The 24127-nt window shown below is 29.9% G+C and carries 28 protein-coding genes; 4 read left to right on the top strand and 24 right to left on the bottom strand.

All coding sequences use genetic code 11. From position 1 onward, the window contains the following. Window positions 1–29 precede the first annotated feature (29 nt). From NMU03_RS08575 to NMU03_RS08510, 14 genes are all read right to left on the bottom strand, one after another. A complete protein-coding gene (locus NMU03_RS08575; RefSeq protein WP_290142248.1) occupies window positions 30–407 on the bottom strand; it encodes an SdpI family protein in 378 nt (125 codons plus the stop codon). 716 nt (window positions 408–1123) lie between these two features. After that, on the bottom strand, window positions 1124–1780 hold the full coding sequence (locus NMU03_RS08570; RefSeq protein WP_290142247.1) for an ABC-2 transporter permease: 657 nt from the start codon (window positions 1778–1780) through the stop codon (window positions 1124–1126). Between the two features lie 2 nt (window positions 1781–1782). Beyond that, window positions 1783–2628 carry an ABC transporter ATP-binding protein gene (locus NMU03_RS08565; protein WP_290142246.1) on the bottom strand — a complete coding sequence of 282 codons (846 nt, stop codon included), beginning with the start codon at window positions 2626–2628 and terminating at the stop codon, window positions 1783–1785. A gap of 2 nt (window positions 2629–2630) precedes the next feature. Then, window positions 2631–3002 (bottom strand): GntR family transcriptional regulator, encoded by a 372-nt coding sequence (locus NMU03_RS08560; RefSeq protein ID WP_290142245.1) that lies wholly within the window; start codon window positions 3000–3002, stop codon window positions 2631–2633. 107 nt (window positions 3003–3109) lie between these two features. Further along, on the bottom strand, window positions 3110–3421 hold the full coding sequence (locus tag NMU03_RS08555) for a response regulator (RefSeq protein WP_290142244.1): 312 nt from the start codon (window positions 3419–3421) through the stop codon (window positions 3110–3112). A 23-nt stretch (window positions 3422–3444) separates the two neighbouring features. Then, window positions 3445–3717, bottom strand: a complete 273-nt coding sequence (locus NMU03_RS08550) for a hypothetical protein (RefSeq protein WP_290142243.1) — start codon at window positions 3715–3717, stop codon at window positions 3445–3447. Between the two features lie 147 nt (window positions 3718–3864). Then, the gene (locus tag NMU03_RS08545; RefSeq protein ID WP_290142242.1) at window positions 3865–4080 is read right to left on the bottom strand and encodes a hypothetical protein; all 216 of its coding nucleotides are present in this window, start codon (window positions 4078–4080) and stop codon (window positions 3865–3867) included. 273 nt (window positions 4081–4353) lie between these two features. Continuing rightward, entirely contained in the window at window positions 4354–4773 is a 420-nt protein-coding gene (locus tag NMU03_RS08540) for a GNAT family N-acetyltransferase (RefSeq protein WP_290142241.1), read from the bottom strand. Between the two features lie 67 nt (window positions 4774–4840). Further along, a complete protein-coding gene (locus NMU03_RS08535; protein ID WP_290142240.1) occupies window positions 4841–5704 on the bottom strand; it encodes a phosphatase PAP2 family protein in 864 nt (287 codons plus the stop codon). After that, window positions 5704–6039: an ROK family protein gene (locus NMU03_RS08530; protein WP_290142239.1), complete on the bottom strand. Its 336-nt coding sequence runs from the start codon at window positions 6037–6039 to the stop codon at window positions 5704–5706. The genes NMU03_RS08535 and NMU03_RS08530 overlap by 1 nt, the downstream gene beginning before the upstream one ends. A 10-nt stretch (window positions 6040–6049) precedes the next feature. Next, entirely contained in the window at window positions 6050–6487 is a 438-nt protein-coding gene (locus NMU03_RS08525) for an alpha/beta hydrolase fold domain-containing protein (RefSeq protein ID WP_290142238.1), read from the bottom strand. Continuing rightward, window positions 6406–7107, bottom strand: coding sequence for an alpha/beta hydrolase (locus tag NMU03_RS08520; RefSeq protein WP_290142237.1), 702 nt, complete (start codon window positions 7105–7107; stop codon window positions 6406–6408). Before NMU03_RS08520 ends, NMU03_RS08525 begins: the two co-directional genes overlap by 82 nt. A gap of 70 nt (window positions 7108–7177) precedes the next feature. Beyond that, the gene (locus tag NMU03_RS08515; protein WP_290142236.1) at window positions 7178–8005 is read right to left on the bottom strand and encodes a helix-turn-helix transcriptional regulator; all 828 of its coding nucleotides are present in this window, start codon (window positions 8003–8005) and stop codon (window positions 7178–7180) included. A gap of 168 nt (window positions 8006–8173) precedes the next feature. Continuing rightward, entirely contained in the window at window positions 8174–8665 is a 492-nt protein-coding gene (locus tag NMU03_RS08510) for a YfbM family protein (protein WP_290142235.1), read from the bottom strand. A 256-nt stretch (window positions 8666–8921) separates the two neighbouring features. Between NMU03_RS08510 and NMU03_RS08505 the strand changes: the two genes are divergently transcribed. Together NMU03_RS08505 and NMU03_RS08500 are read left to right on the top strand one after the other, a co-directional pair. Continuing rightward, window positions 8922–9827 carry a hypothetical protein gene (locus tag NMU03_RS08505; protein ID WP_290142234.1) on the top strand — a complete coding sequence of 302 codons (906 nt, stop codon included), beginning with the start codon at window positions 8922–8924 and terminating at the stop codon, window positions 9825–9827. A gap of 149 nt (window positions 9828–9976) precedes the next feature. Further along, on the top strand, window positions 9977–10423 hold the full coding sequence (locus NMU03_RS08500) for a hypothetical protein (protein ID WP_290142233.1): 447 nt from the start codon (window positions 9977–9979) through the stop codon (window positions 10421–10423). A 73-nt stretch (window positions 10424–10496) separates the two neighbouring features. Here NMU03_RS08500 and NMU03_RS08495 read toward each other — a convergent pair whose 3' ends face one another. The 5 genes from NMU03_RS08495 to NMU03_RS08475 all read right to left on the bottom strand — a co-directional run bounded on the left by NMU03_RS08495 (window position 10497) and on the right by NMU03_RS08475 (window position 15967). Then, window positions 10497–11936 (bottom strand): glycoside hydrolase family 1 protein, encoded by a 1440-nt coding sequence (locus NMU03_RS08495; protein WP_290142232.1) that lies wholly within the window; start codon window positions 11934–11936, stop codon window positions 10497–10499. Window positions 11937–12015: 79 nt separating this feature from the next. Further along, a complete protein-coding gene (locus NMU03_RS08490; protein WP_290142231.1) occupies window positions 12016–12342 on the bottom strand; it encodes a DUF5684 domain-containing protein in 327 nt (108 codons plus the stop codon). Between the two features lie 62 nt (window positions 12343–12404). Continuing rightward, a complete protein-coding gene (locus tag NMU03_RS08485; protein WP_290142230.1) occupies window positions 12405–14729 on the bottom strand; it encodes a DEAD/DEAH box helicase in 2325 nt (774 codons plus the stop codon). 92 nt (window positions 14730–14821) lie between these two features. Continuing rightward, complete coding sequence (locus NMU03_RS08480; RefSeq protein WP_290142229.1) at window positions 14822–15061, bottom strand: DEAD/DEAH box helicase family protein; 240 nt, start codon at window positions 15059–15061, stop codon at window positions 14822–14824. Between the two features lie 72 nt (window positions 15062–15133). Beyond that, entirely contained in the window at window positions 15134–15967 is an 834-nt protein-coding gene (locus NMU03_RS08475; protein WP_290142228.1) for a DegV family protein, read from the bottom strand. Window positions 15968–16184: 217 nt separating this feature from the next. Between NMU03_RS08475 and NMU03_RS08470 the strand changes: the two genes are divergently transcribed. Both NMU03_RS08470 and NMU03_RS08465 read left to right on the top strand, forming a co-directional pair. Beyond that, complete coding sequence (locus NMU03_RS08470) at window positions 16185–17507, top strand: FtsX-like permease family protein (protein ID WP_290142227.1); 1323 nt, start codon at window positions 16185–16187, stop codon at window positions 17505–17507. Continuing rightward, a complete protein-coding gene (locus tag NMU03_RS08465; RefSeq protein ID WP_290142226.1) occupies window positions 17479–18765 on the top strand; it encodes an ABC transporter ATP-binding protein in 1287 nt (428 codons plus the stop codon). The genes NMU03_RS08470 and NMU03_RS08465 overlap by 29 nt, the downstream gene beginning before the upstream one ends. Here the strand turns inward: NMU03_RS08465 and NMU03_RS08460 are convergent. The 5 genes from NMU03_RS08460 to NMU03_RS08440 form a co-directional block, all read right to left on the bottom strand. Then, entirely contained in the window at window positions 18729–20117 is a 1389-nt protein-coding gene (locus tag NMU03_RS08460; RefSeq protein WP_290142225.1) for an MATE family efflux transporter, read from the bottom strand. The genes NMU03_RS08465 and NMU03_RS08460 overlap by 37 nt on opposite strands. 787 nt (window positions 20118–20904) lie before the next feature. Beyond that, the gene (locus NMU03_RS08455) at window positions 20905–21789 is read right to left on the bottom strand and encodes a ParB/RepB/Spo0J family partition protein (RefSeq protein WP_290142224.1); all 885 of its coding nucleotides are present in this window, start codon (window positions 21787–21789) and stop codon (window positions 20905–20907) included. Next, a complete protein-coding gene (locus NMU03_RS08450) occupies window positions 21776–22549 on the bottom strand; it encodes a ParA family protein (RefSeq protein WP_290142223.1) in 774 nt (257 codons plus the stop codon). Before NMU03_RS08450 ends, NMU03_RS08455 begins: the two co-directional genes overlap by 14 nt. Window positions 22550–22561: 12 nt before the next feature. Further along, on the bottom strand, window positions 22562–23422 hold the full coding sequence (locus NMU03_RS08445; RefSeq protein WP_290142222.1) for a phosphatidylserine decarboxylase: 861 nt from the start codon (window positions 23420–23422) through the stop codon (window positions 22562–22564). Beyond that, window positions 23419–24054, bottom strand: a complete 636-nt coding sequence (locus tag NMU03_RS08440) for a CDP-alcohol phosphatidyltransferase family protein (protein WP_290142221.1) — start codon at window positions 24052–24054, stop codon at window positions 23419–23421. The genes NMU03_RS08445 and NMU03_RS08440 overlap by 4 nt, the downstream gene beginning before the upstream one ends. Between the last annotated feature and the right edge of the window lie 73 nt (window positions 24055–24127).

Genomic DNA, 24127 nt, shown 5'->3' with positions numbered 1-24127 from the left:
CTTTTATGTTGTGTTATATCTTCTATTTATTATCGTCTATTGCCATTTTTATCAAAATTCTTCCTTAATGCTATTTCTGTTGGAACAATTGAACCTACTAAAAACATAAGTTGCACCCATACTATAACCCCTCCAACAATTCCTATAATATCCTTATTCTTATCAAGAATCAAAAGCATGGAAACAACAGTTAATATCAATGTAATGAATCCACAAACATACCATATCTTACCACAATACTTATGAGCAAATTGCCAAGTATCCATATTCTTCATCGACATAGATGTACGATACCCAAATACACCATTAATTTCCTTGGGTGCTTTTTTCATAAAATATCTACCAAAAACAATCATTGTCAATGGAATAAGCAAGTTCATAATAATCATAAAAATCCAAAATCCCATAAATACCCCTTTCCAATCATATTTATTTTGGCAATAATTCATGTAAAAGTTTATTTCCAATAAAAGTCATATGAACACCATGACGAGCTGATAAGTTTGATAAAACAACAACGCCTGCTTGTTTATCTTAGTTGTATCCAATATAACTATTAAAATTGGTAGTTGATCCATTATGCCAAATAATATTATTTTGACTATGATAAGATATTTTTTATTTTATCTTCTAAGCAAAAATCTCCATTTATAAAACAAGAGAATCAAGACATAAATCATCTGTTATACCTCGACTCATAAACCATTTCATCACATGACAAGCATCTAATACATCACGATACTTTCTTGCAATATCAAGCACTTCTCTTCATTCGAGAGCAATTATTTTATAATTTTCATCATCATTCCACTTTCCAATAATAGGTTGAAATTCACTAATATCAACACTTTCTTCATAAACTTTTATTTCTATGAATAACTTCTTGAATACTCTCTTCTTTATCTTTTAAAATCTAATTAATTTATGAGTTATTTTTTTCTTTTACGCCATTTTTTAATCACTTGATTTCTCACAGGAATGCCTACTCCCAATATCAATCCCACAATAATAATCGTTAAATCCATATCTATCACTCCATTTCAACGATGTTGTTTTATAAAATACCAGTAAGCAAAGACAATCAAACCAACAACACATAATAGACTTTCCATATGATCACATCCTAAAATTCTTTTTTATTCATCACCGCAATACTTATCCTTGATGATATCCATAATAGAATCATTGCTATGAATATCATAGAAACAATAATGATGCTCATATCTAATTGAGGTAAATGATCTAAAAGATAAAGCAAATCAATGTGAAAAATAGATTCAGCGACTTGTTTTATAAGTATTCCTACTATAAATATCAGTCCAAACATTCCTAAGATTGCAATTCTTCCTTTTTCACTCCCAAACTCGATTTGAAAAGGTATCATGAAAGCTTGTAAAAATAAGGTAAATGGTAAAAACATACAAGACATCATTAATAAATCCATTGGTAACATACTTTGTTTTATTAAAATGACAATCATTGAAACAGCTGTTATACAAAACCAAGCTCCCACTCCTAAAATCAATCCAAAGCCATACTTTTCTAAGACATAGCTTTGTCTTGTGATTGGTAATGTAAATAAGAAGGCATTGCCATTATCAAATTCATCATAACTGATTGTACTTAAAGTAAATAAAGACATAATAAAGGTTAAAAAACCAATTGGCATTGTCACATTATCTCCTAATATTAAAATACCTAATGCCACTATAATAATAATGATAAAGAAATTTTTCTGTACTTTCACTAACTCAAAATCTTTCACTAATAATCCTTTCATGATTATTTTCCTCCATTCATAATCATCATCAATTCATCAATACGACCATTTTCAATACTTATGTTTGGATAATTTTCAATATAGTATTGTTTTTGATGAGTTAAACAGCTATATCCAAAAGATTCTTTCTTATACTTTAAAATATATTGTTGATCCAAATTAGAAAAACTGTTTTCATCTACTTTTAATATCGCATAATCACTCAATAAAACATCTGTATCTTCATGTAAAACAATACGTCCATCATCAATCATATAAAAATCATCACATAACGATTCTAAATCACTAGAAATATGTGAACTCATCAAAATTGCATGTTCCTCATCTTCTTCCATAAACTCTCTTAACATATCTAAAAGTTCATCTCTAGCGATGACATCTAATCCAGCTGTTGGTTCATCAAGAATCAATAATTTAGCATGATGTGAGATGGCGACTATAACTTTTAATTTGGCTTTCATACCGGTTGAAAATTCTTTGATTTTCTTATTCTTAGGTAAATGAAATCTTTCTATATATTCTAAAAATAAACCTTTATCAAATTGTTCATATAAATTATCTAATATAGGTATAATACTTTGAATGGTTAAATACTCACTAAAACCTGAATCAGATAAAACAACACCAATCTTTTGTTTATCCAATGTATTCAAATCTTCAATCTTTTTACCAAAAACTTCAATATCTCCACCATCTTTAAAAATCAAACCTAAAATAGCTTTAAATGTTGTACTCTTTCCAGCTCCATTTTGCCCTATAAAACCAGTTACATAACCTGGTTTGACTTCTAAAGAACAATCCAATAAAAATGTACCATATTGTTTTTGTAAACCATTAACCTTTAACATAACTAACCCTCCAGAATCATTTCAAATAAGCTTTTTAATTCTTCATCACTTATTCCACATCTTCTGCCTTTTAGAATGGCCATTTCTAAATCAGCTTCAATTTCCTTTCTTTGTTCTTCCAACAACAGTTCGCCATTACTTGCACAGACATATGTACCTTTTCCATGAACTGTCATAACAAATCCCTCTGCTTCCAAGTTATCGTACGCTTTCTTGACAGTCAGAGCACTAATTTTTAACTCTTTCGATAGAGTACGAACAGATGGCAACTGATCATTTTCTTTAAGTTCTTCTTTTCTTATCATTGTTTTGATTTGGTCCATCACTTGTTCATAAATAGGAACCATTAAAGAATGATTAATTATTATTTTCATTTTTCTTCCTCCTGTTCATAAACAGTATATAACAGTATAGAACTGTTGTCAACTGTTATATACTGTTATATAAAAATATCAATAACAAAAGAGTCATTGATACTTTCTTATTTATTAATATACTTTTTAATTTTTTTAATCATCTCAGTCATAGCTAGAATAGGAATGTCTTTTCCATCAGGACGATCATCTAAATGTCGAATAGTTTCAGTTGCCTGATAGTCATCCATGATTGGCATGCGTAAATCCATTAAAATAATCTGATAATAACTATGTGCTTTTTCCATTTCTTTAATCTGCTTGTGAGATAACACATAGTAAATCGCAAAGATAATAATTGTCGCTATAAGAATGATTGTACATCCAATAATAGTTGTTGAGAATATTCTACTTGCTAAAGTTGAAATAGCGTTATTCAAATCACCATAAGTCATCACTGTAATTAATGACGATTTTCTTCACTAATTGTCACTTCCATTGAATAAGTTTTACGATTAATAATCGCATCCTTTAAATTTTCAATGGCTTGTGCTCCATTTTGATTTGAAAATTCTCCTTTTTCCATTAACCAATTAAAATAATTATCTTCTTTTGTTTCAGCATTTTGAATTACAAAACTTCCATCTTTACGCACAATATGTAAAAAAACAATACTATCATTTTCATTTAAAGACAATGCATCATTTAATTTTTCAATCGGTAAACCTACCACCAACGCTATACATGTACTACCATCTGGAAGTGGTTATCCTTTTTCATGAGGATAATCAACCGAAATACCATACATTAATAAAAGTTCATCATTTGCTGTTTGCCCCGTTCCTATCATCAAATCGCCATTGTTCATAGATTCCATAAAAATTTATTTATTTACAATCGTTGCTGAATCTCCATAAATCAAAAATTCGTCTCCTTCTTTATTGTATAAAGACATATAAAGAAATTCTCTATTTTTACCTAATTTTTCTAATTGATCGTAAGCTGCCTGATCTAATGTTTCTACTCCTTCAGGTGGAAAAGCATCTAAAATATTATTGATTTGTTGATAACGCAAATTAACAAGTGTATTAAATAGCATGTGTATTTTCACTAACCATTGTTGAAGTCATTCAGTAAAAAACACAAAGACATAAAACAATCAAAAAGCAAAAACTCACCAACAGAAAATTATTCATTCTTTTTTCAATATTTTTACCATGAGATTCATCTCCCTTATTACTTTGACACGTATATTATCCATCTTCAATCACCATATCACTAATAAAAAACTCTCATTTTTTATTTCTTATCCATAATAAAAGCTAAATGAAATACCTTTTTAGTTATCTCGTTTAGCCTTTATCCATTTTCTTTATAAATTCTTTGTATAATTGTAATGTAACATCTCATATCCATTTTGTTCATAAAAATGATGAGCCTGTTTACGATAAGTAGATGTTGATAATTCAATTTGTTCTAAATGTAATTGTCTCGCCTGTTTTTCAATAGCCTCAAGTAATTGCTTTCCAATCTTTTGTCCACGACTTTCTGGTAGGACAACAAGTTCCACAATTTCTCCTGTATCCTGATGATGATGTAAGAAATGATGAATTGTAAAACTTAAAAAACCTAATATTCTTTCTTGTCTAAAAACCAGATAAATTACATCTTTATCTTGTAAACCTTGTTGAAAAACATCAGTAAAATGTTGTTTATTTAATTCTTTATTTTCTAATATACACATCAGTGTATAGATTTCTTCTAAATCTTCTAATTTTGCTTTTTCAATCATACTATCCCTACTTTCAAATATTATTCTAGCATATTGAAAAAGAATCTCCAATCAAAAAGAGTAAAGTTTAAAGTTCCTTTTTCCACAAATAGCGAATAATGATGATTTCTATAATGAATGTTACAGCCATTCCTATTGTTACATCTGTTAAAAAATGTGCTCCAGCAACAATCCTTGAAAAAGCAACAATAAAAGTGAATAAAGCACCTAACCAAAAGAGAATATCTTCTTTTCCTTTAAGTTTTGTAATCATGAGTGGTAAACACCCTAATAACATTGCACATGCTGCATTAGCAGTATGTCCTGATGGAAATGATTTAAATTCTTCTGATGCTATTCCTAATGCCATAAAATGTTCTTTTGCTTGACTGCCAATCACCCACCACGGTTGAAAAAGATCCACTGAATACTCACTGATGAATCGCATACGTGGTCTCCCCCATGAAATCTTTATCACATTGATGACAATCAATTCTACAAACATGACCCCTAGTAATAAAATAATAAATTTCTTAATCTGATGTAAAGGTGTCTGTTGAGTTACTCGATAAACCCAGACATCAATACCACCTACAATAATTATCGCAATCATAACACTAACTAATGGTGACATATTTTTGATATATAACAAAGGATCTATCGCAACTGCCATTATTGATAAAGCATTTAATAACACCGCAAAGATATAACATAAAACCTTTTTAAATGATGTTGTATTATCCTTCATTCTTAACAATAAAGTTCCACTAACTGATAAACATAACATTGCGGGTAATTGTCCATAACTGGCAAAGAAAATACCAAAAAGATTTTGACTATCATAAAGTTTTGATGATATTTGATAATCATAAAAAGAACCAATTCCCATACAGATGAATAAAAGACACGCTATGAATAAACAATATTTCTTTTTAAACACTTGACAATTCATCATTCATCCTCCATTTCTTTATTTATTATCAAAAAGTTATACAAAGCCCCTATTAAATTAGAATCATTATAATAACGACATGTTTCCACTTGAACATGAGGAATAGCAAATGGTAATGCCTGATAAATCTTATCTAATTCAGCTTGTATTTTTTGAATCAATAATGGTTGTTGACTAATACCGCCACCAATTAAAATTTTCTCATAATCTAAAACACATTGCAAATTATATAATCCTCTTGCGGTTGCTAATTCATCCAAAGCCTCACAAGCATCTTGATCACCTTGTTCAATCATCTCAAAGATTTTTAATCCATCTAATTCATGATAATCCATTTGTTTTCATCTAGCAACATTCATAATCAAAACTGTAGCACTTGATTGCATAGCCCATGTCTTTATATAAAACGACTCTTGTATCAACTCCTGCCTGGTGTAATTTGGCAGCATATCCCAAAGTTTCAGTTTTTAAAAAATCATGTTCCCCTACACTTAAAAAAGTCGCTGGATTATGTGTGGCATCTTTGGTATAAGGATTTAAGTAGTCATTATGTACATCACTTGTTCCCAGTACACTTTGTAAACCACCTGTCATTCCTGCAAACATCTTTAACATCTTTGATAAACCTTTTTTCTGTGAAGGAATCATTTCAAAAACTTCATGTTCTGGATCAAAAAATTCATCTTTAATACCTGCCATATTTAATGTTGGATATAAAAGAAGTTGTCCTTTGACTCTATTTGTACCATTTTCATCAGTGCGTTTAGAACAGTATTGTGCCAAATTTCCCCAGCACTATCACCTGCTACAAAGATTTTATGTCGATCAATATTTAACTTTTCAGCATTTTCAGCAATCCATTCTAACACACTATAACAATCCCTATGTCCAATTGGATAAGGATTTTCCGGTGCTAAACGATAATTTAATGAGACAACTGGAATGTTTGAATGAGCAACAAACATCTTGATAGATTCTTCTACAACATCCATACTTCCTCCAAAGAATCCACCACCATGAACATAGTATAAAACCGGTCCATTGATGATAGGGTTTTGTGAACAATAAACACGAACTGGAATAGCATAACCATCATCACTATTCACCGTTAAACTTTCAATATGGATATCATCCTGAACACATGGAATGGATTTAATTCCATTAAACATTTCTCTTAATTTTGCAATACCTTTAGCTGAAGTATCCATTTTCAACATAGATTGAGGCATAAACTTCAACATTTTCAACATCTTTTTACTATCTTCATATAGACGTGGATCTATTGCTCCATTTTCATCACAATCTGGTAAATTCTTGACAATCACATCAACTCCATGAATCTTTGTCACTGTTTGTCTTTCTTTGATTTTGTCTAATAAATCTTGATTATATTTTCTTTCCATGATTTTATCTTCCTACCCATATTATACATGTAAGCGTTTATAATAGTTGCTTTTTATTGACAAAAAAATGTCAATATCTTGACATTTTCTTACAATATTGCAAAGGTGTATCATGATATGTTTCATGAAACACTTTAATAAAAGAACGGGTATTAGAAAAGCCATGTTTTCTAGCAATATTTTCTATTGTAGAATTCGTATTAACAACACCATATGCCTTATATAAACGATAAAACATTAAATAATCACGAAAAGTTTTCCCTATTTCATGATGAAATTGTCTTGAAAAATATTCTTTACTCATATGAAATTGTTTAGCCTTATGGCTTGACGATAAATCTTCCTGATAATGAACATGGATATAGGTTAAAATATCTTTGATTTGTTGTTGATTATGATTAGGTGCTGGACTTTGGTATTTTCTTAATAATAAACTTAAAATATCTAATAAACATCCATAAGAATAGTGATCTTGATGAAGGTAAAGTTCTTTTAAGCGATTGTATAATACACGTGACTCCTGATGATCTTTTTGTAAAGATAAATAAAAAATAATGTGATCTATATCAGGATAGTGCTGTTTGATAAAATCGTAAGAAATCAAAACAATCATTGCTTGAGGATGATTTCCTAACGCTGAGGCATACAATGAATGAACAACTCCACTATTGATACAAGTAAAACCATTTTCAATGATACTTTCTTTGTTTCCAATCTGTAAAATAACTGTCGCACCTTCTATCAAGGAAATTTCCAAACTGCGATGCCAGTGTGCAAGTACAAAAATCTCTGTTGGAAAATAACGTTGAATATCTTCACCATCTAACAAAGCAATAAATGCTGGAATATTATTTTTATGTTGAACATTTTCATGGTAATATGTTGATATATTTTTCACCTCAACATAAGTATATCATATTCTTAAAGATAAAGAAGAAAATGCTTATTTCGTTTTTTAATAACCTATTAAATTCTATTGACAAAAAGCATAATAATATTGTTTTGATATTTTTCTATTAATTCAAATTTACACTCATGCTTAAGCCTTTCGTTTATAATATTTTTATCAATATATCGAAATCAAAGCAGCACATCCTCTTTGTGACATTTTGATATAAAATGCTTTTAAACTTTCAAAAGAAGTTCTCAAATCATCTTTAATTTCATCGATTTCATCATGATAATTCCAAATATTAGGATAAATATTATGTTTTGCAAAATGACTCATATCAAATTGATCCATATATTTTTCAAAATCTATTTCTTGTAATACTCTTGCTATGTCTTTAACCCTTTCTTTTTTTATTCCAGATATAAATTCATCACTATCTTCTTTTGAAATAGAAATTTGACCAACGATAGCTTCACTTACCAAATTACCCTTAATGGGCTCACTGGCAGATTTTCCAGTTAACAAAAAATGAAGTGCATCCCACATTTTATCTATATCACAAATCTCTACATCTACATTTTCTTGTAATTCTTCTACATCATCTAGACACATTACTTCTTCTAATTCATCATTACTTATGGATTGATAATTCGCAAGCATTCCCATTTGTTTTTCCTCCTATAAATCATCTATGTTAAAAAAAGTATAGCACAAACATATGGACAAATCTATCAACCTTCAAGTCAGTTTGATTGAAAATAATTATAGACTTCTTATATGCCAGCTAAAGTTATATTTGCTTATTGTAAATATCTGAAGAAATGTTATAATTATTGTAGAAATTTGAAAAATAAAAAAGAAAAACAACTCATTTTTTGCGTATATAAATAGTAGGGAGCTACTGATTAGGAGGAAACTATTTATGTACGAACAAATTCGTGAGATTGTTAGTCAGTTCAAGTATGATTATTTCTTTCATTATCTTCTCACTTACAGCCATGAGATGAGACGCTTTTTATGTCAGTATATTTCAGGAGATGATTCTATCCAGAACACTTATGTGAAAAACAGTGAAACATTCAAAGGTTCTTATCTCAATAAAAAATTGATTCTTGATGTCGTAGTGGAAGATGATCATGGACGTTTATATGATTTTGAAATGAATAACTATGATATTCAATTGGAAGATCAGATTCGTTTTTTAAGATACAGTGAACGTCTTATTGATTATCATGAAAAAGTTGGTGTAGAGTACATACATTTAAAGAATGTCTATCAGCTTATTATATATACTGGAAAGCCGATTCAAAATCTATCTCATTATTATCATGTGATACAAAAAGGTGATATTGACAAAAGAATCAGATACAGCGGAGAGAAAGTGAAAACAGTTTTATTACAATTACAACTATTGAAGGAGGCATTTGATATGGAAAAGCCATTGCCAGAAATGGAACAATTAGGATATTTATTTACATATGATCAACCACATCCAAACAGTGAAGAAAGTGATTTAGTAAAGGAGGTCATGAATATGCATCAACAATATATGATAAATGAAGATGGCTTATTGAAAAGTTATGACATAGAGCGAGAGAGAAATATCATAGCCTGTAAAATGGAGCGAAATAGAGAAGAAGGAAAACAAATAGGAAAGATGGAAACCTTATTACAAACAGTCATTTCACTACTTAAAAATGCACTAGGAAAACTCACACCTGAATTGACATTGAAAATCGAAGAAAGCAATGAAGAAGAATTGAACAACATTGTATTACGTATTTTTGATATACATAGTGAAAATGATGTTTATCAAATACTTCAATAATGCACATAAGAATTTCGTTAAGATTTAGCGAAATTCTTTTCCCGTTTATTCATTGAAAAATAAACTGTCCTATTTTCAATCTTCCTCGCTATTATCTTGTGGTACAAAAAGGTAATATTGACAAAAGAATCAGATACAGAGGGGAGAAAGTGAAAACAGTTTTATTACAATTACAACTATTGAAGGAGGAATTTGATATGGAAAATCCTTTGCCTGAAATGGAACAATTATTATATTTATTTACATATGATCAACCACATGGAAACAGTGAAGAAAGTGATTTAGTAAAGGAGGTCATGAATATGCATCAACAATATATGATAAATGAAGATGGCTTATTGAAAAGCTATGACATAGAGCGAGAGAAAAATATCATAGCCTGTAAAATGGAGCGAAATAGAGAAGAAGGAAAACAAATAGGAAAGATGGAAACCTTATTACAAATAGTCATTTCACTACTTAAAAATGCACTAGGAAAACTCACACCTGAATTGACATTGAAAATCGAAGAAAGCAATGAAGAAGAATTGAACAACATTGTATTACGTATTTTTGATATACATAGTGAAAATGATGTTTATCAAATACTTCAATAATGCACATAAGAATTTCGTTAAGATTTAGCGAAATTCTTTTTCTAATAATCCAATTATAAAAGGATAGGTTTCCCTATCCTAAATCTTCCCCATTTGTTTCAATGACTTTTTGATACCAATAGAATGACTCTTTTCTTTTACGAGAGAAATCACCAGTTCCATCATCATATCTTTCAACAAAGATAAATCCATAACGTTTCGCCATTTCACCAGTTGATGCTGAAACAAGATCAATACATCCCCAAGGTGTATAACCTTTTAAATCAACACCATCTAAAACAGCTTCATGCATTTGTTGAATGTGACTTCTTAAATAATCCACACGATAACCATCACGCACTTTACCATCATCATCAATCTTGTCATAAGCACCTAAACCATTTTCCACAACAAAGATTGGTTTTTGATAACGATCCCAAATTTCATTTAATGAATAACGTAATCCAATTGGGTCAATCTGCCATCCCCAATCACTTGCTTTTAAATACGGATTAGGAACACCACCTAAGATATTTCCTTTACCAGATCCTTTAGATGTATCAGCAGTTTGACAATTTGACATATAGTAAGAACATGTATAGAAATCTACTGGTCCAGTCGCTAAAATTTCATCATCACCAGGTTCCATATTAACTGTAATATTGTTATCTTTAAAATATCTTTTCATATAGTTAGGATATTTTCCACGACATTGCACATCACTACAGAACCAATTCATTAAATGATTCTTTTGTTGATTAACAATTTCATCTTCAGGGTTACAAGTCAATGCATAACTTGTTGCCATAATTTGCATACATCCTACTTGATAATTTGAATCAATTTCATGTGCCATTTTAACTGCTAAAGCACTTGCTAAAAACTGATGATGTAAACCTTGGAAACGATTATTAGGCACATCGACTTGTTCCATAAATGCCATAGGTTTGATTTCATTTAAAATTCCTTGTGATAAGAATCCACCCATAGGTGTTGTTGCACTATTGATTTCATTAAATGTTAACCAGTATTTGACTTTTCCTTTATAGCGTTCAAAAATAGCCTTACAGAAATTCAAATAACAGTCAATCATTCTACGATCAGCCCATGAATTCCATTTTTGTGTTAAATGGAAAGGTACTTCATAGTGAGAAATTGTAACCATTGGTTCAATACCATATTTTAAACATTCATCAATTAAATCTTCATAAAACTTTAATCCTTCTTCGTTTGGTGTTTCTTCATCACCATTTGGGAAAATCCTTGTCCATGCAATAGAAAAACGATACATCTTAAATCCCATTTCAGCAAATAATGCAATATCTTCTTTATATCTATGATAGTGATCAATTGCATCATGACTAGGATAGAAAGTTCCTTCTTCTAAAACAGGTGTAATTCTTTTACTTGTTGTAGCAGTTCCACCAGTACAAATATCTGGACAAGAGATACCTTTACCGCCTTCTTGCCAACCACCTTCTAATTGATTTGCGGCAGTTGCACCACCCCAATAAAATCCACTTGGAAAACTCATTTCTTTTATTCCTCCTTTTTCCATATTATAATCAATTTTTAAAATCATTTCTGTTTATTTTCAAACATTGAAAGAAATTTTATCTATATCCACGATACCTAGAACTTCCAAACCCTAATATCACAATAAACAAACCATAAATGAACAACAAACCTAAACCAAACATAAATCCATGTCCAAAAACATAGGACAAACGAAATATCAAATAAAAGGCATAAAAAACATTAATAATTGGAAGCAAAAACCATAAAAAGTTTAATCCATTTCCTGTAATAACTTTACAAATAAAATACAAATTCACAAAAGGAATGAGTGCATACCAGCCTGAATACCCAGCTTTTTTAAAAACACCCCACCATCCAATCATAGAAAATAAAGAATAATACGATCCTAATATAATATGCATATTTATCATCCTCTCTTTCATTAAGCAATGTTTTATTTATCATTTCATCAAAAACTTTTCATCTATTCCAAAGCTCCCTTAACTTTCTTTCTTGTCATGACTCGATTTTGTCTATTCGCCAAAGCATCTTTTCTACCTTGTAATAAAATCTTTCTTCCTGCTTCATTTCTTGTATAAATCAATTGATATCTACCAATATAAGGTTGCATGCACTGAGCAAAAATCATTGCATCCTCTTTACGTTTAGAAAAAATATCAGGAACAACAAAATATCTATCCATTTTATTTCTTTTATGCTTATGATACAGAATATAACGTTGATTATCTATTTCATCAAAAAAATCACTTACACATTTTGCAAACAATGCTTTATCATGAGCTGTACCACCACTTAAATATATTGAATAGAACACTGCCTGCGATTCTGTTTGTACACGACAATTTAATAGCTCAAATAAATGCATACGTAACATAGCTTGATAAATACCATCACCAAAAGCCTGTAAACGACTTAAAGGATTTCTCCATGTAAGCACCTTTTTAAGTTTCCATAAAAGACTCATGATCGCTACAAAGCCATAACAAAACATCACATAAATCATATAACGACTTTGGATATGAAAAATAGCACTGATAATCAACACAAAAACGAAAGCAAAAATCAAACTTAAAAAAGTTAAAATCATTTGTCTTAAAGCATCATATAATAAAACAGCTGTCATATTTTTATCTTCTGTTTCCAGTTCATCAACAACTTCAATCTTATCATAAATAGCTAATGAACGATCCCATCTTTCTTTTAATTGATTTCTTTTTGAAGAGAGTTGTAACATACGTTGATTGGTTTGTTTAATATGTATACGATTAAGGGGATATTGAATGGCTGTTAATCTTTCAATTCCATTTTCAATAAAATCTTGTTCATAATGAAGTCCTAAAAAATGTTCCATCCTTCTTTTCAAATTTTCAAAATCACTTTCTGTTTGTTGAATCTCTTGGTTACGATTAATAATTCCTTTATCAGGAGGAACACAAACAAGATGCCAAATATGACTAACTTTATTTGGATTTTGATGATATGTACGAATAGCCCTCCCTCGCATTTGATTGCTTAACATAAAAGAACCAACAAAACTTGCTAGAATTAAAGTATTCACACAGGGACAATCCCAACCTTCCCCAAGTAAAGACTTTGTTCCAATCAACACCTGAATATCCTCTTGTTCAAACAAAGTACTGACAGCTTCAATGATTTCATGGTGATTGCCTTTCATAGATACTTTCACATAGTCATTAATCAATGGAAATGATTGAAATGTGAGATTTGTATCTTGAGGTACGAGATGTTCTAATTGTGTTTTCAAAGAAGCAGGAATAATAACCATTGAGCCACATAAAACAGCCAAGTGTAATGATTGTGTCTGTTGAACACTATGTCTTCTTAACATTTCAAAGAATGGCAAGACTCCTAATGCATGAACACTCATCGTTTCATCACCAATAGCCTTTTCATACTCACCTTTAATGTAGTCTGTTAAAATTAATAATTTTAAATCCTTTTGCATACACTGATATTCATGATGAACAATATCCTGAATACTTTCACATTTGCCAAGTGAAGAGATAAGCATCTTTTCAAAAGCAATATCTACCTGCATTACAACTTTCTTTTGATCAATCATTCCATGTGATTTTACATATTGATAGAGTTCATGATAATCACTTTCACTTATTCTATAGGCCTCTTTATCATCAAAGAAAAAACCTTGCAGTAAAATGGTCATCCATTTTTCTGACATTTTCTCCAATTTCTTAACTCCTAGTATTTTTAAATACTCTTTAGGATAAGATAAATGTTGGCTTTCTAAATAAATAAGTATCGAAGATAAATAGGCTGGATTCTCTAAAGCCTTATCTAAATCTAAGGTAGATGTTGCATAGGGATGGGATAAAATAGCCTGTTGAAACTTTTGATGTTGCATTATATAGCTTATAACATTTTGTACATCTTCTTGAAAAGCTTTCATCTGTTTTTCTTCTTTAGATGTTGGATAGTTAAAATAAACATAATCTTGATGGGGACATAAACTTCCTTCTTTGACCAGTTCTGGAACGGTAATCTCTATATCAATTTCACCACACATATCTAAATATCTCATCCACATAGCAATGGATGAATCATATGGTGGTGTTGCGGTTAATGAAATTGTAAAGAGCGAATCTAACTGCTTTTTTAAATCTTCCAATGCTTTCCACCATTCTGTTCTTAAATGATGACATTCATCTAAACATAATGTTTTAATCCCCGCCTTTTTCATAGCATCAATTAAAGAAAAATCATGATAATCCATATTTTCCTCATCTTCTTGGGCATTTACTTTTTTCATTGCACTATGAATCGATTGATAAGTCGCTACATTAATTAAACAAAGATGTTTTAAATCTTGTGAAATATAATCCTCACTTTTATATCCCGTTTTTAAAAAGCTTCATTGATTCTTGCTACCCACTGTTGACGAATAGTAATTGTTGGAACAAGTATCAATACTGGTTGATTTAAACGTCTGATAATTTCAATCCCTAAAGTTGTTTTTCCTGAGCCTGGCGCTGATACAATATGAACCTTTCGATCATGACTCATAATATCTAACTGATCCAATACTTTTTGTTGATAATTTCTCCAGCTCCCCTTAAATTCTAATATATCTTGACAATTCACTATAACCACCATCCTTTTTATCATTATATAATAAAAGACCATTAATGACATCATTAATAGTCCCTATTCTACCTATTTTCTAATTGTTTGAATTGCAATGCAGCCAGGTCCACCTTGGGCAATAAAAACAGGAGAAAGATCATACATTTCAATAATTGTATTTTCAAAAGTAGCCTGTAATTGTTTGACAACATCTTGTGCCTGTTTTAATACTCCTGCATGTGTCACATAAATTTTGAATTCTTCATTAACCCCTAGTTCCTGAAAAGCCTTAATAATTTCTTTCACTGCACTTTTTAATGTCTTTTTCATAGCATATTTTTCTAATCTTTTGGCATCTTTGGTTGTTGTCATAATTGGTGTAATTTTTAACATACCCCCAAGTGTAGCCGCTAATGGTGTCAAACGTCCTCCACGTTTTAAGAATCCAAAATCCTGTGGAATCAAAAATGATTTTTCACAAGCAATACTTTTATGCAATTCTTTCATAATATGATGAATATCCAACCCTTTTTCTTTTAAAGCCAATGCTTTTTCTACTAAATATTTTTGTGGTCCACATAAAGTCATTGAATTGATCACATGAATATTGTCACTATGATCAACACTTTCTTTTGCACTCATAGTACTTTGATATGTTCCTGATAAACCATCAGCCATATTTATAACTAAAAGTTCTTCATCAGGATATTGTTCAAACATTTCAATTGTTTCCCCAATAGATGGTTGTGATGAACTAGGAATATGACCCTCTTTAACCATATCCAAAAACTCTTGACTATCAATTTCTACAAATTCTTTATAACTTTTTTTATCCACAATAACATTTAATGGAAGAACACCTACACCTAATTTTTCTCCCTCTTTAGGTGATAATAAAGCTCCTGTATCTGTAATAATTTTCATAACCATTCTCCTTATATGTATATTCTTTAATTATAAATTAACAAATATATATTTGAATGTCAATATAAATGTAGTTTTTAAAACCATATTTAATAGAGAAATAAATCAATTTATTTTTTATAAAATATTATTAAAAATTATTTAAATTATTTTATTATAGGTGTATTATATAAGTAGGAAGAACATTCTTTACAAACACAGAAAGAAGGGAAAATATATGTTTGCGTTTGTTCAAAAAATAGTAAGCCATCAAAAGAAAGACTATTGTCTGTTGTTGATCATTTTAACATTATTGGCATCTTTTGAATTTTGTTTTCTTGCCATGTATGAACATTTAAGTCATCTTGGATTAGATACCATCACATTTATGTTTATAAGTTTTATTCCTTTTATAGCCTTGATTATCGCTATTGTTTTAAGCATCTTTATCACAAAATATTTTATCCAAAATAAGCAACATGAATTTTCTATGTTATTGTTGTTTGGAAGAAAACCCAAAGACCTTTTTACTTATTTAATGATTCAATATGGTATCATGCTTATCATTGCATTTTTATTAGGTTTTTGTTTAGGTATTCTATGGATGTTAGGAATGAATACTTTCTTCCAGTTTATTCAATTAAACTTCCTTTTCCAATACAATATTCCTTATACACTTTTTATATACATGTTCTTCATTTTGGCCACTTTCATTTTAATTCTTGCTATCAGTGCCAGTCAGTTTACTTATATTGATTGTCATATCATGGAAACCTTGACACAAAAAACAACACGAGGAATTGCTCCCTATAAGATATCGATGAGTCGTCATTTCTATAAACGTCAAATTCCCATTGGTTCTATTCTTATTGCCATCATTGAATTTATTATTCTTTTCTATTCAATATATGCATTAATAACTATTTCGTTATTAGAAAATAAATTGGTTTATTTCTTGCTTTGTTTTTCAGCCATTATTTATCTATCTAATCGTTTTATTCCTTTATTATTTGATTTATGCCATCAACAGATTGTCCACCATCCATTTCTCTTTCATGCTATGACAAGTTATATGTATATGACTCATCAGTTGTCATCAATTACCAATATTCATTCCATTATTCTACCACTTATCTTTATGTTATTGATTATGTGTGATCAAACGAACTTCTTAAGCCCATTCATTATTCCTTGCTTTGTCATGATACTTATGATGTTATTGTTGAGTTTTATCATTAAATATACTTTATATCTTCAATCTTTACAAAGAACTTATGCCACTCAAGGCGCTTTAGGATACCATCCCCAGCAACTCTTTAAAATTTCACTTTTAAAAAATCTTATTTTCTTATTATCCATTGTCTTTATTCCTTATCTCTATATTCATTATTTGGGGCAATATATTATTATGAGTCATATCTTAAAGAGTCAAGTGATGTATAGTTTAGAAATACTTTATGTTGTCTTATATTTGATTTTTATGATGTATATGATCTGCAAAGAAAAGCAATTTATAAAGGAGGTTACTTCTCATGTCAAATATCTTAATCGAAGCGAATAACATTTCTAAAATTTATGACCCTGATATTTTATTAAAACGTGGAAAGAATATCTACGCTTTAAACAATGTGAATTTTGAACTTCAAAAAGGAGATTTCATTAGTATTATGGGTCCTTCTGGTTCAGGGAAAAGTACATTATTGAATTGTTTATCTACATTGGATAATCCAAGTCGTGGTGATATTCAAATCTTTGGTAAACATTTATCACGAATGCGTAAAGATGAATTATGTGAATTTCGCTACCAAAAATTAGGTTTTGTTTTTCAAAATCATAATCTGATTCCTTATTTATCTATTTATGATAATATTGCTGCACCTATTATTTTAGGACATCAAAGCAAAAAAGAGATTGAAGCAAAAGTTTTAGAAATGGCAAAAACATTGGAAATTGAAAAAATCTTAGACAAGTTTCCTCATGAATGTTCTGGTGGGGAATGTCAAAGAACAGCTATTGCCAGAGCATTGATTAATCATCCAGAAATTATTTTCTGCGATGAACCAACCGGTAATCTGGATTCTAAAAATTCTCATAAGTTACTCACAATCTTATCCAAGCTTAATCAAAATGATACAACGATTGTTTTGGTAACCCATGATCCTATGATCGCCAGTTATGCAAAAACAATGATGTATCTCTATGATAGTGGTATTAAAACAGTGATTCAAAGAAATCAAGCCAATCAAAGAGAATTTTTAGATCAAATCAATGACATCATTCATCAAGATACATTGCTTTTTGAATTTGATAAAACGATTCAACCAACAAGTTCTTCACAAGATACAAAACCTCAACAAATGAATATTCAAAATCAAGATATTGCTTTTGTATCAAGACAAACTGTTTATATGGTTATGGATGGTATTGAAAGCGATGAGAATATTCTTAAAAACAGCACCTCTTTATATATTGAAGGGACACATGTGAAATATACGAATGTGAGAAATGATGATATTGAATTTGATTTACAGGACATTCAAGAAATACGTATGAATTTAACGGCTCATTTTCAAAGTTTTGGTATCTTTAGTCAGTATATTTTTAATATTCAGTTAGATTGTGTCAGTGAAAAAGGTATTTATAAATTAAAACTTAAAAATAGAGATGATTTCATTCACTTTATTCATTATTTCCATCAACTCCATATTCCTGTTGATGATCCTCGACACATTGAAGAAACATATCAACAATATCCCGATGATTACAGTCGTCAAAAATATTATCAAAGAACACATAAAGATTTAATCAAATATAAGTAAGTATACGAAAAAATATCACTTTTGCGGTGATATTTTTTCATAACATAAATAAAACAAACCATCATAACCAAACCTTTACAAATACTTGAAATAGAAATAGACCACCAGATTCCATTTAACCCTAAAAAAGTCGTTGATAAAACCATAACCATTGGAATTCTAGTCGCTGTTAAAGTTGATGATATGCATGATGGAATAAAGGTTTTTCCTATTCCATTTAATGTTCCAGCCAAGGTGCTTTCAATACACATAAATAATTGGGAAAAAGCCAGAATCTGTAAATAATCAACTCCTAAAGGAATAACATCTTTTTCATTAATAAAGAGCTGAAAAATATATTGTGGGAAAACAAGTAAAATAATTGTTGTCAAAAGCCCCCAAATCATACATGTCTTTAATGCTGAAATCGTTCCTTTTTGAACACGTTCTAAATTTTGATTTCCATAATTTTGTGCCACAAAAGCATTCAGAGCACTTCCAAAGCCTTCGGCACTTAACCATGAAATAGATTCAATTTGTGAACCAACTTTTTGTACAGCTATAGCCTCATCCCCATATCCAGCGATAAATCTCGCAATAACCATAGAAATAAATGTAAAACAAATACTTTGAATTCCTGTTGGTAAACCAATTTTTATAATATGTCGAAATCTTTGATAAGGCACCTTTGTCATAAGTTTAAATGTATCAAACAAAAGAGTATCTTTTCTAGCATAATAAATCATCAATAAACTAACAATCATTTGTGCAATGACTGTAGCAACTGCTGCTCCCATCACACCCATGTGTAATGTAAAAATACATAAAGGATCCAAAATGATATTCACAATCAATCCTATTGTTGTAGCAATAAAAGGATGATGACTATTGCCTATGGCTGTCATCAAACTTGTAAAAATTTGATTGATAAAATTAATCACAACCAATCCACAAGTTATGATTAAATAGATTTGTGCTTGTTGAATCACTTCTTTGGAATTTAAATCAAAGAAACCAATCATTGGCTGATAAAAAAGAATTGTTATAATTCCAAATATCAATCCAAAAACGATACCTAGCTGAAACGTCGCTTCACTATATTCAACAGCCTTTTGTTTTTGTGAAGAACCCATTGCTTGCCCAACACAGACCTGTCCACCCATTTTGACAATAGTACTAACACCATTGGATAACCACATATACATCCCAGCACTTCCAACAGCCGCTACAGCTCCAGCACCTAATCTACCAATCCAAAGCATATCAATCAAATTGTAAGCCATTTGGATAAAAGACGTCCCCATAATAGGCAACGCTAATCTCATCAGCGTTTGAAAAATAGGACCTTCCAACAAATTCATTTTCTTTTCCATACTTAAAACCTCTACTTATTACAATGATTATAAAAGTATAACACAAATAAAGATATGTTAAAAGACATACCTCATATTTGTTTAATGATTTTTTCGCTGGAAAAACAAATATATTATTGGAATATAAAGGAATATTCCAACAGGTACAATGTTTAAAAAATAAGATTGTAAAAATGTGATAGATGATAACATAAATGTTAATTGTGCTAATTCCCCATCGAATTCAGCTTGTGCAAAGCGAGTAGCCAAAACAATCATAAAATATGAAAAATAGTACAATAAAATGAGTATATCTAATAATGTAATATGAGATAAAAGTGTTGTCATTTTATAATATAGAAAGAATATAGTAAGTAATAATAAACTGCTTACTATAAGGATTTTTGAAAATTCGTTAAATTGATTAATAGTTAGTGTTTAATCAAACGCTCCTAATGGAGCGGTGTATAAAAAATTATTCACTTTTAGATATATGGAAACAGATAATACAACAAATAAAAAACAAATCTTTGTAAATAAATCTTTCTCTTCAAAATTAATACCTCTTTTCTTAACATTTATTTAATAGGTCAATACCATTACACTTTTAGTATATAAGCTCTATAATCAAATACAATAGAGTTAAGAGAATATTTCTGTTTTAATAAATAATTTGATTTAATTCAATAAATATTTAAGTTATTTCATAATTATTTCACTTGATTCATTAAAAATTTGACTTATATTAAAAATATTTGAATTATTTAGTCAAAAAAGAATTTCCTTTTACAGAAATTCTTTTATCTTTTTATTCTTCTTCAATAACACCCATTAATTCTAGGATACGATTTAAATCTTTAGTATCCGTATATTTTAAAGTAATCGTATGTTCATCGACTTTAATCTTTGTACGATATTTTTTACGTAACAAACCTTCAACGTAAACATATTCTTTAGGTTTCACTTCTTTTGGTTTCGATTTTCTTGCTTCTTGAAGTTTAATTCCTTTGACAATATCTTCAACTTCTCTAACCGATAACTGTTGATCAATTGCTTTTTTTGCGACTTCTAACGCTTTCTTTTCATCAATTGTAATCAATGGTTTAATATGCCCCATTGTCAGCGTTCCTTCTAAAACATAATCTTGTAATTTTTGAGGCATCTTTAAAAGTCTGACTGTATTAGCCACATGAGCTCTTGACTTACCTATACGTTTGGCAAGTTCTTCTTGCGTTAATTTAAGCTTTGTCATCATAGTTTGATAAGCCTGTGCTTCTTCAATCGCATTCAAATCTTCTCTTTGAATATTTTCTAACAATGCTATTTCCATCATCTGTTGATCTGTAAAATCAACAATAATCGCTGGTATTTCTTTCAATCCTACAAGCGATGCTGCACGATAACGTCTTTCTCCCGCAACAATTTCATAACCTTGAATAGCTTCTTTTAAAATAATTGGTTGAAAAATCCCATGTTCCTTAATAGATTGTGCCAATTCATTCAATTTTTCTTCATCAAAATGTTTTCTTGGCTGATAAGGATTAGGACGAATCTGTTCAATTGGCACTTGAATCTGTGAAAATTGAGAAGGTTTCTTCTCAATCGCATCAATCATTGTTTGAATATCTTCACCTTGAAATAATTCATTTAAACCTTTTCCCAAACCACTCTTTTTCTTTTTACTTGCGGCCATTACGTTTCACCACTTCCTTCGCTAGTTTTGCATATGATTTTGCTCCTTCAGAATGAGCATCATAATCAAAAATATTTAATCCTTCAGATGGAGCTTCTGATAATTTAATATTTCTTGGAATCACCACATCATAAACTTTTTCTCTAAAATATTTACGCACTTCCTGTGAAACTTCGACGCCTAAATTTGTACGTGCATCTAACATTGTTAATAATACACCTTCAATGGTTAGATTTTCATTAAAGACTTTTTGTGTCAATAAGATTGTATTTAATAATTGTGTTAATCCCTCCAAAGCATAATATTCACATTGAACAGGAATCAAAACTGAATCAGCAGCTGTTAAAGCATTGGTATTTAACAAACCTAAAGCTGGAGGACAATCAATAATCACATAATCATATTGATTTCTTAAATCTCCTAATGCCCCTTTCAATCTTTGTTCACGTCCTGATTTCACTTGTGAAAGTTCTATTTCCACACCAGCCAAATCAATATTCGCAGGAACAATGTCAAGGTTATCTACTCCTGAAGGAATGCGAATTTCCCTGATTGGCATTTGTTGTGTAATAGCGTCATAAATTGTATATTCTAAAGATAAACGATCAATACCTAATCCCTGCGTTGCATTCGCCTGAGGATCAATATCAATCAATAAAACCTTTTTTCCCATATAAGCAAGAGCTGCACTCAGATTAACACTTGTTGTTGTTTTACCAACTCCACCTTTTTGATTTGTAACAGCTATAACCTTTGACATTTTCTTTCCTCCTTATTTTCTTATTCCAATTCTTTCTCCCATAAGTACACGTGTTTCATCATGATTTAATGAATTTTGTATAATATCTTCATCTATTTCAACAATATCTTTTTTCAATAAGACAACAATTGTTGAACCTCCAAACTCAAAATATCCTTTTTCATCACCACGATGAAAAGACATTAAGGAATGATTGACAATCTTTCCTACCATCATCGCTCCAACTTCCATATAAATCACATCATCAAAATGTTTTGTATGTAATAAAGAATAAGAACGTGAATTTTGTTTATAGATAGGATAATAATCATTTGCAATGGGATTGACAGTATGAAATACACCTTGAATATAAACATCTTTTTCTTTTGTTCCATCATCAATAAAACAATAACGATGATAATCATCAACAGTTAATCTAAAAATCAGACAGACTCCCCCATCATATGTTTGAGCCAATGTTTCATTTTGTAAAAGATCTGATAAAGCATAGATAGAATCTTTGATTTTTAAATGCGTATCTTGTGTAATACGATAATATGATAATTTTGAATCTGCTGGTGCAATCAAAACATCATCTTGCATATGGATAGGTCTTTTGTCTTTTTTGATTTTTCTAGTAAAAAAGTCATTATAACAACAATAATCTTGCTTTTCATATTGACTCATATTTATTTGATTTTGGGTAATAAATGGTTGAATCTTACGTTTTGAAAAACGACTGTTCATATACCAACCACCAATATAGGTAATAAAAGGAAGGGTTAACACTTTCAGTGCACATCTTCCTAAAAAATGACTATATAACAATCTTAATAATTGATTTTGACTTTGATTGACTTTTAATTCTTGTCCCTGACGATCAAATATTTTCATAACATCAACAATCCTACACAAATGATAATACCAATCACAAGCATACCTATAATACCTGGTAATCCTGGTTTTCTCACTTTAAAATTAACAATAAATGCCCATGCTGTAAAGAACATTACCCATGCATATATAGCATACGTCATTTCTGGTGTCAAAATATGTCTTAACAGATACACAGATGGAAAAATTAATGCTGCACTTGTTACAGGTAAGCCTTGATAATACTTACGTTTTTCTGTTGTTTCTTTTTGACGCATTTCTTCTACAACATTAAAATATCCCAAACGACTAATTGCACATAAAGCATATAAAGCAAAAATACCAAACCATACCCAAGAGACTACATTGAACGGCAAAGAATTAATCATGGTATAACCAATAATAGCTGGAAAAATACCAAAACTAAACATATCCGCTAATGAATCAATCTGTATTCCAAATTTTCTTTCTTCTTCTGTTCTGTCTTTCTTTGTACGTGCTACCATTCCATCAAAAGAATCAAAAGCACCACTTAATAATAAGCAAATAAGCGCACCACCAAAGTTCCCTTTAAAAGCTAAATGGGTACCAAATAAAGCACTTATTAAACTTAAATAAGTTAATATGACAGTATAATTATAAAAACCAATCATACTCTTTCTCCCACATTTTTTATTTTAACGGTTGTATTATAGCATACTTCTACATTTTTTTATAGAGCTTTTC

The sequence above is a fragment of the Allocoprobacillus halotolerans genome (assembly GCF_024399475.1).
GTDB lineage: Bacteria > Bacillota_I > Bacilli_A > Erysipelotrichales > Coprobacillaceae > Allocoprobacillus > Allocoprobacillus halotolerans.
The sequence above is the reverse complement of the archived record's forward strand: the minus strand, read 5'-3'. Positions and strand labels throughout refer to the sequence as shown.

Bases quoted from the DNA above. Each gene is read 5' to 3' on its own strand.
- NMU03_RS08470 (WP_290142227.1), top strand. From the start codon at position 16,185: ATGTTTGCGTTTGTTCAAAAAATAGTAAGCCATCAAAAGAAAGACTAT.
- NMU03_RS08530 (WP_290142239.1), bottom strand. From the start codon at position 6,039: ATGGATTATCATGAATTAGATGGATTAAAAATCTTTGAGATGATTGAA.
- NMU03_RS08510 (WP_290142235.1), bottom strand. From the start codon at position 8,665: ATGGGAATGCTTGCGAATTATCAATCCATAAGTAATGATGAATTAGAA.
- NMU03_RS08495 (WP_290142232.1), bottom strand. From the start codon at position 11,936: ATGAGTTTTCCAAGTGGATTTTATTGGGGTGGTGCAACTGCCGCAAAT.
- NMU03_RS08440 (WP_290142221.1), bottom strand. From the start codon at position 24,054: ATGATTGGTTTTTATAATTATACTGTCATATTAACTTATTTAAGTTTA.
- NMU03_RS08505 (WP_290142234.1), top strand. From the start codon at position 8,922: ATGTACGAACAAATTCGTGAGATTGTTAGTCAGTTCAAGTATGATTAT.
- NMU03_RS08520 (WP_290142237.1), bottom strand. From the start codon at position 7,107: ATGGAAAGAAAATATAATCAAGATTTATTAGACAAAATCAAAGAAAGA.
- NMU03_RS08490 (WP_290142231.1), bottom strand. From the start codon at position 12,342: ATGCATATTATATTAGGATCGTATTATTCTTTATTTTCTATGATTGGA.
- NMU03_RS08455 (WP_290142224.1), bottom strand. From the start codon at position 21,789: ATGGCCGCAAGTAAAAAGAAAAAGAGTGGTTTGGGAAAAGGTTTAAAT.
- NMU03_RS08460 (WP_290142225.1), bottom strand. From the start codon at position 20,117: ATGGAAAAGAAAATGAATTTGTTGGAAGGTCCTATTTTTCAAACGCTG.
- NMU03_RS08540 (WP_290142241.1), bottom strand. From the start codon at position 4,773: ATGATTGAAAAAGCAAAATTAGAAGATTTAGAAGAAATCTATACACTG.
- NMU03_RS08465 (WP_290142226.1), top strand. From the start codon at position 17,479: ATGTCAAATATCTTAATCGAAGCGAATAACATTTCTAAAATTTATGAC.
- NMU03_RS08485 (WP_290142230.1), bottom strand. From the start codon at position 14,729: ATGAAAAAAGTAAATGCCCAAGAAGATGAGGAAAATATGGATTATCAT.
- NMU03_RS08570 (WP_290142247.1), bottom strand. From the start codon at position 1,780: ATGAAAGGATTATTAGTGAAAGATTTTGAGTTAGTGAAAGTACAGAAA.
- NMU03_RS08565 (WP_290142246.1), bottom strand. From the start codon at position 2,628: ATGTTAAAGGTTAATGGTTTACAAAAACAATATGGTACATTTTTATTG.
- NMU03_RS08575 (WP_290142248.1), bottom strand. From the start codon at position 407: ATGGGATTTTGGATTTTTATGATTATTATGAACTTGCTTATTCCATTG.
- NMU03_RS08560 (WP_290142245.1), bottom strand. From the start codon at position 3,002: ATGAAAATAATAATTAATCATTCTTTAATGGTTCCTATTTATGAACAA.
- NMU03_RS08450 (WP_290142223.1), bottom strand. From the start codon at position 22,549: ATGTCAAAGGTTATAGCTGTTACAAATCAAAAAGGTGGAGTTGGTAAA.
- NMU03_RS08535 (WP_290142240.1), bottom strand. From the start codon at position 5,704: ATGAATTGTCAAGTGTTTAAAAAGAAATATTGTTTATTCATAGCGTGT.
- NMU03_RS08475 (WP_290142228.1), bottom strand. From the start codon at position 15,967: ATGAAAATTATTACAGATACAGGAGCTTTATTATCACCTAAAGAGGGA.
- NMU03_RS08545 (WP_290142242.1), bottom strand. From the start codon at position 4,080: ATGCTATTTAATACACTTGTTAATTTGCGTTATCAACAAATCAATAAT.
- NMU03_RS08445 (WP_290142222.1), bottom strand. From the start codon at position 23,422: ATGAAAATATTTGATCGTCAGGGACAAGAATTAAAAGTCAATCAAAGT.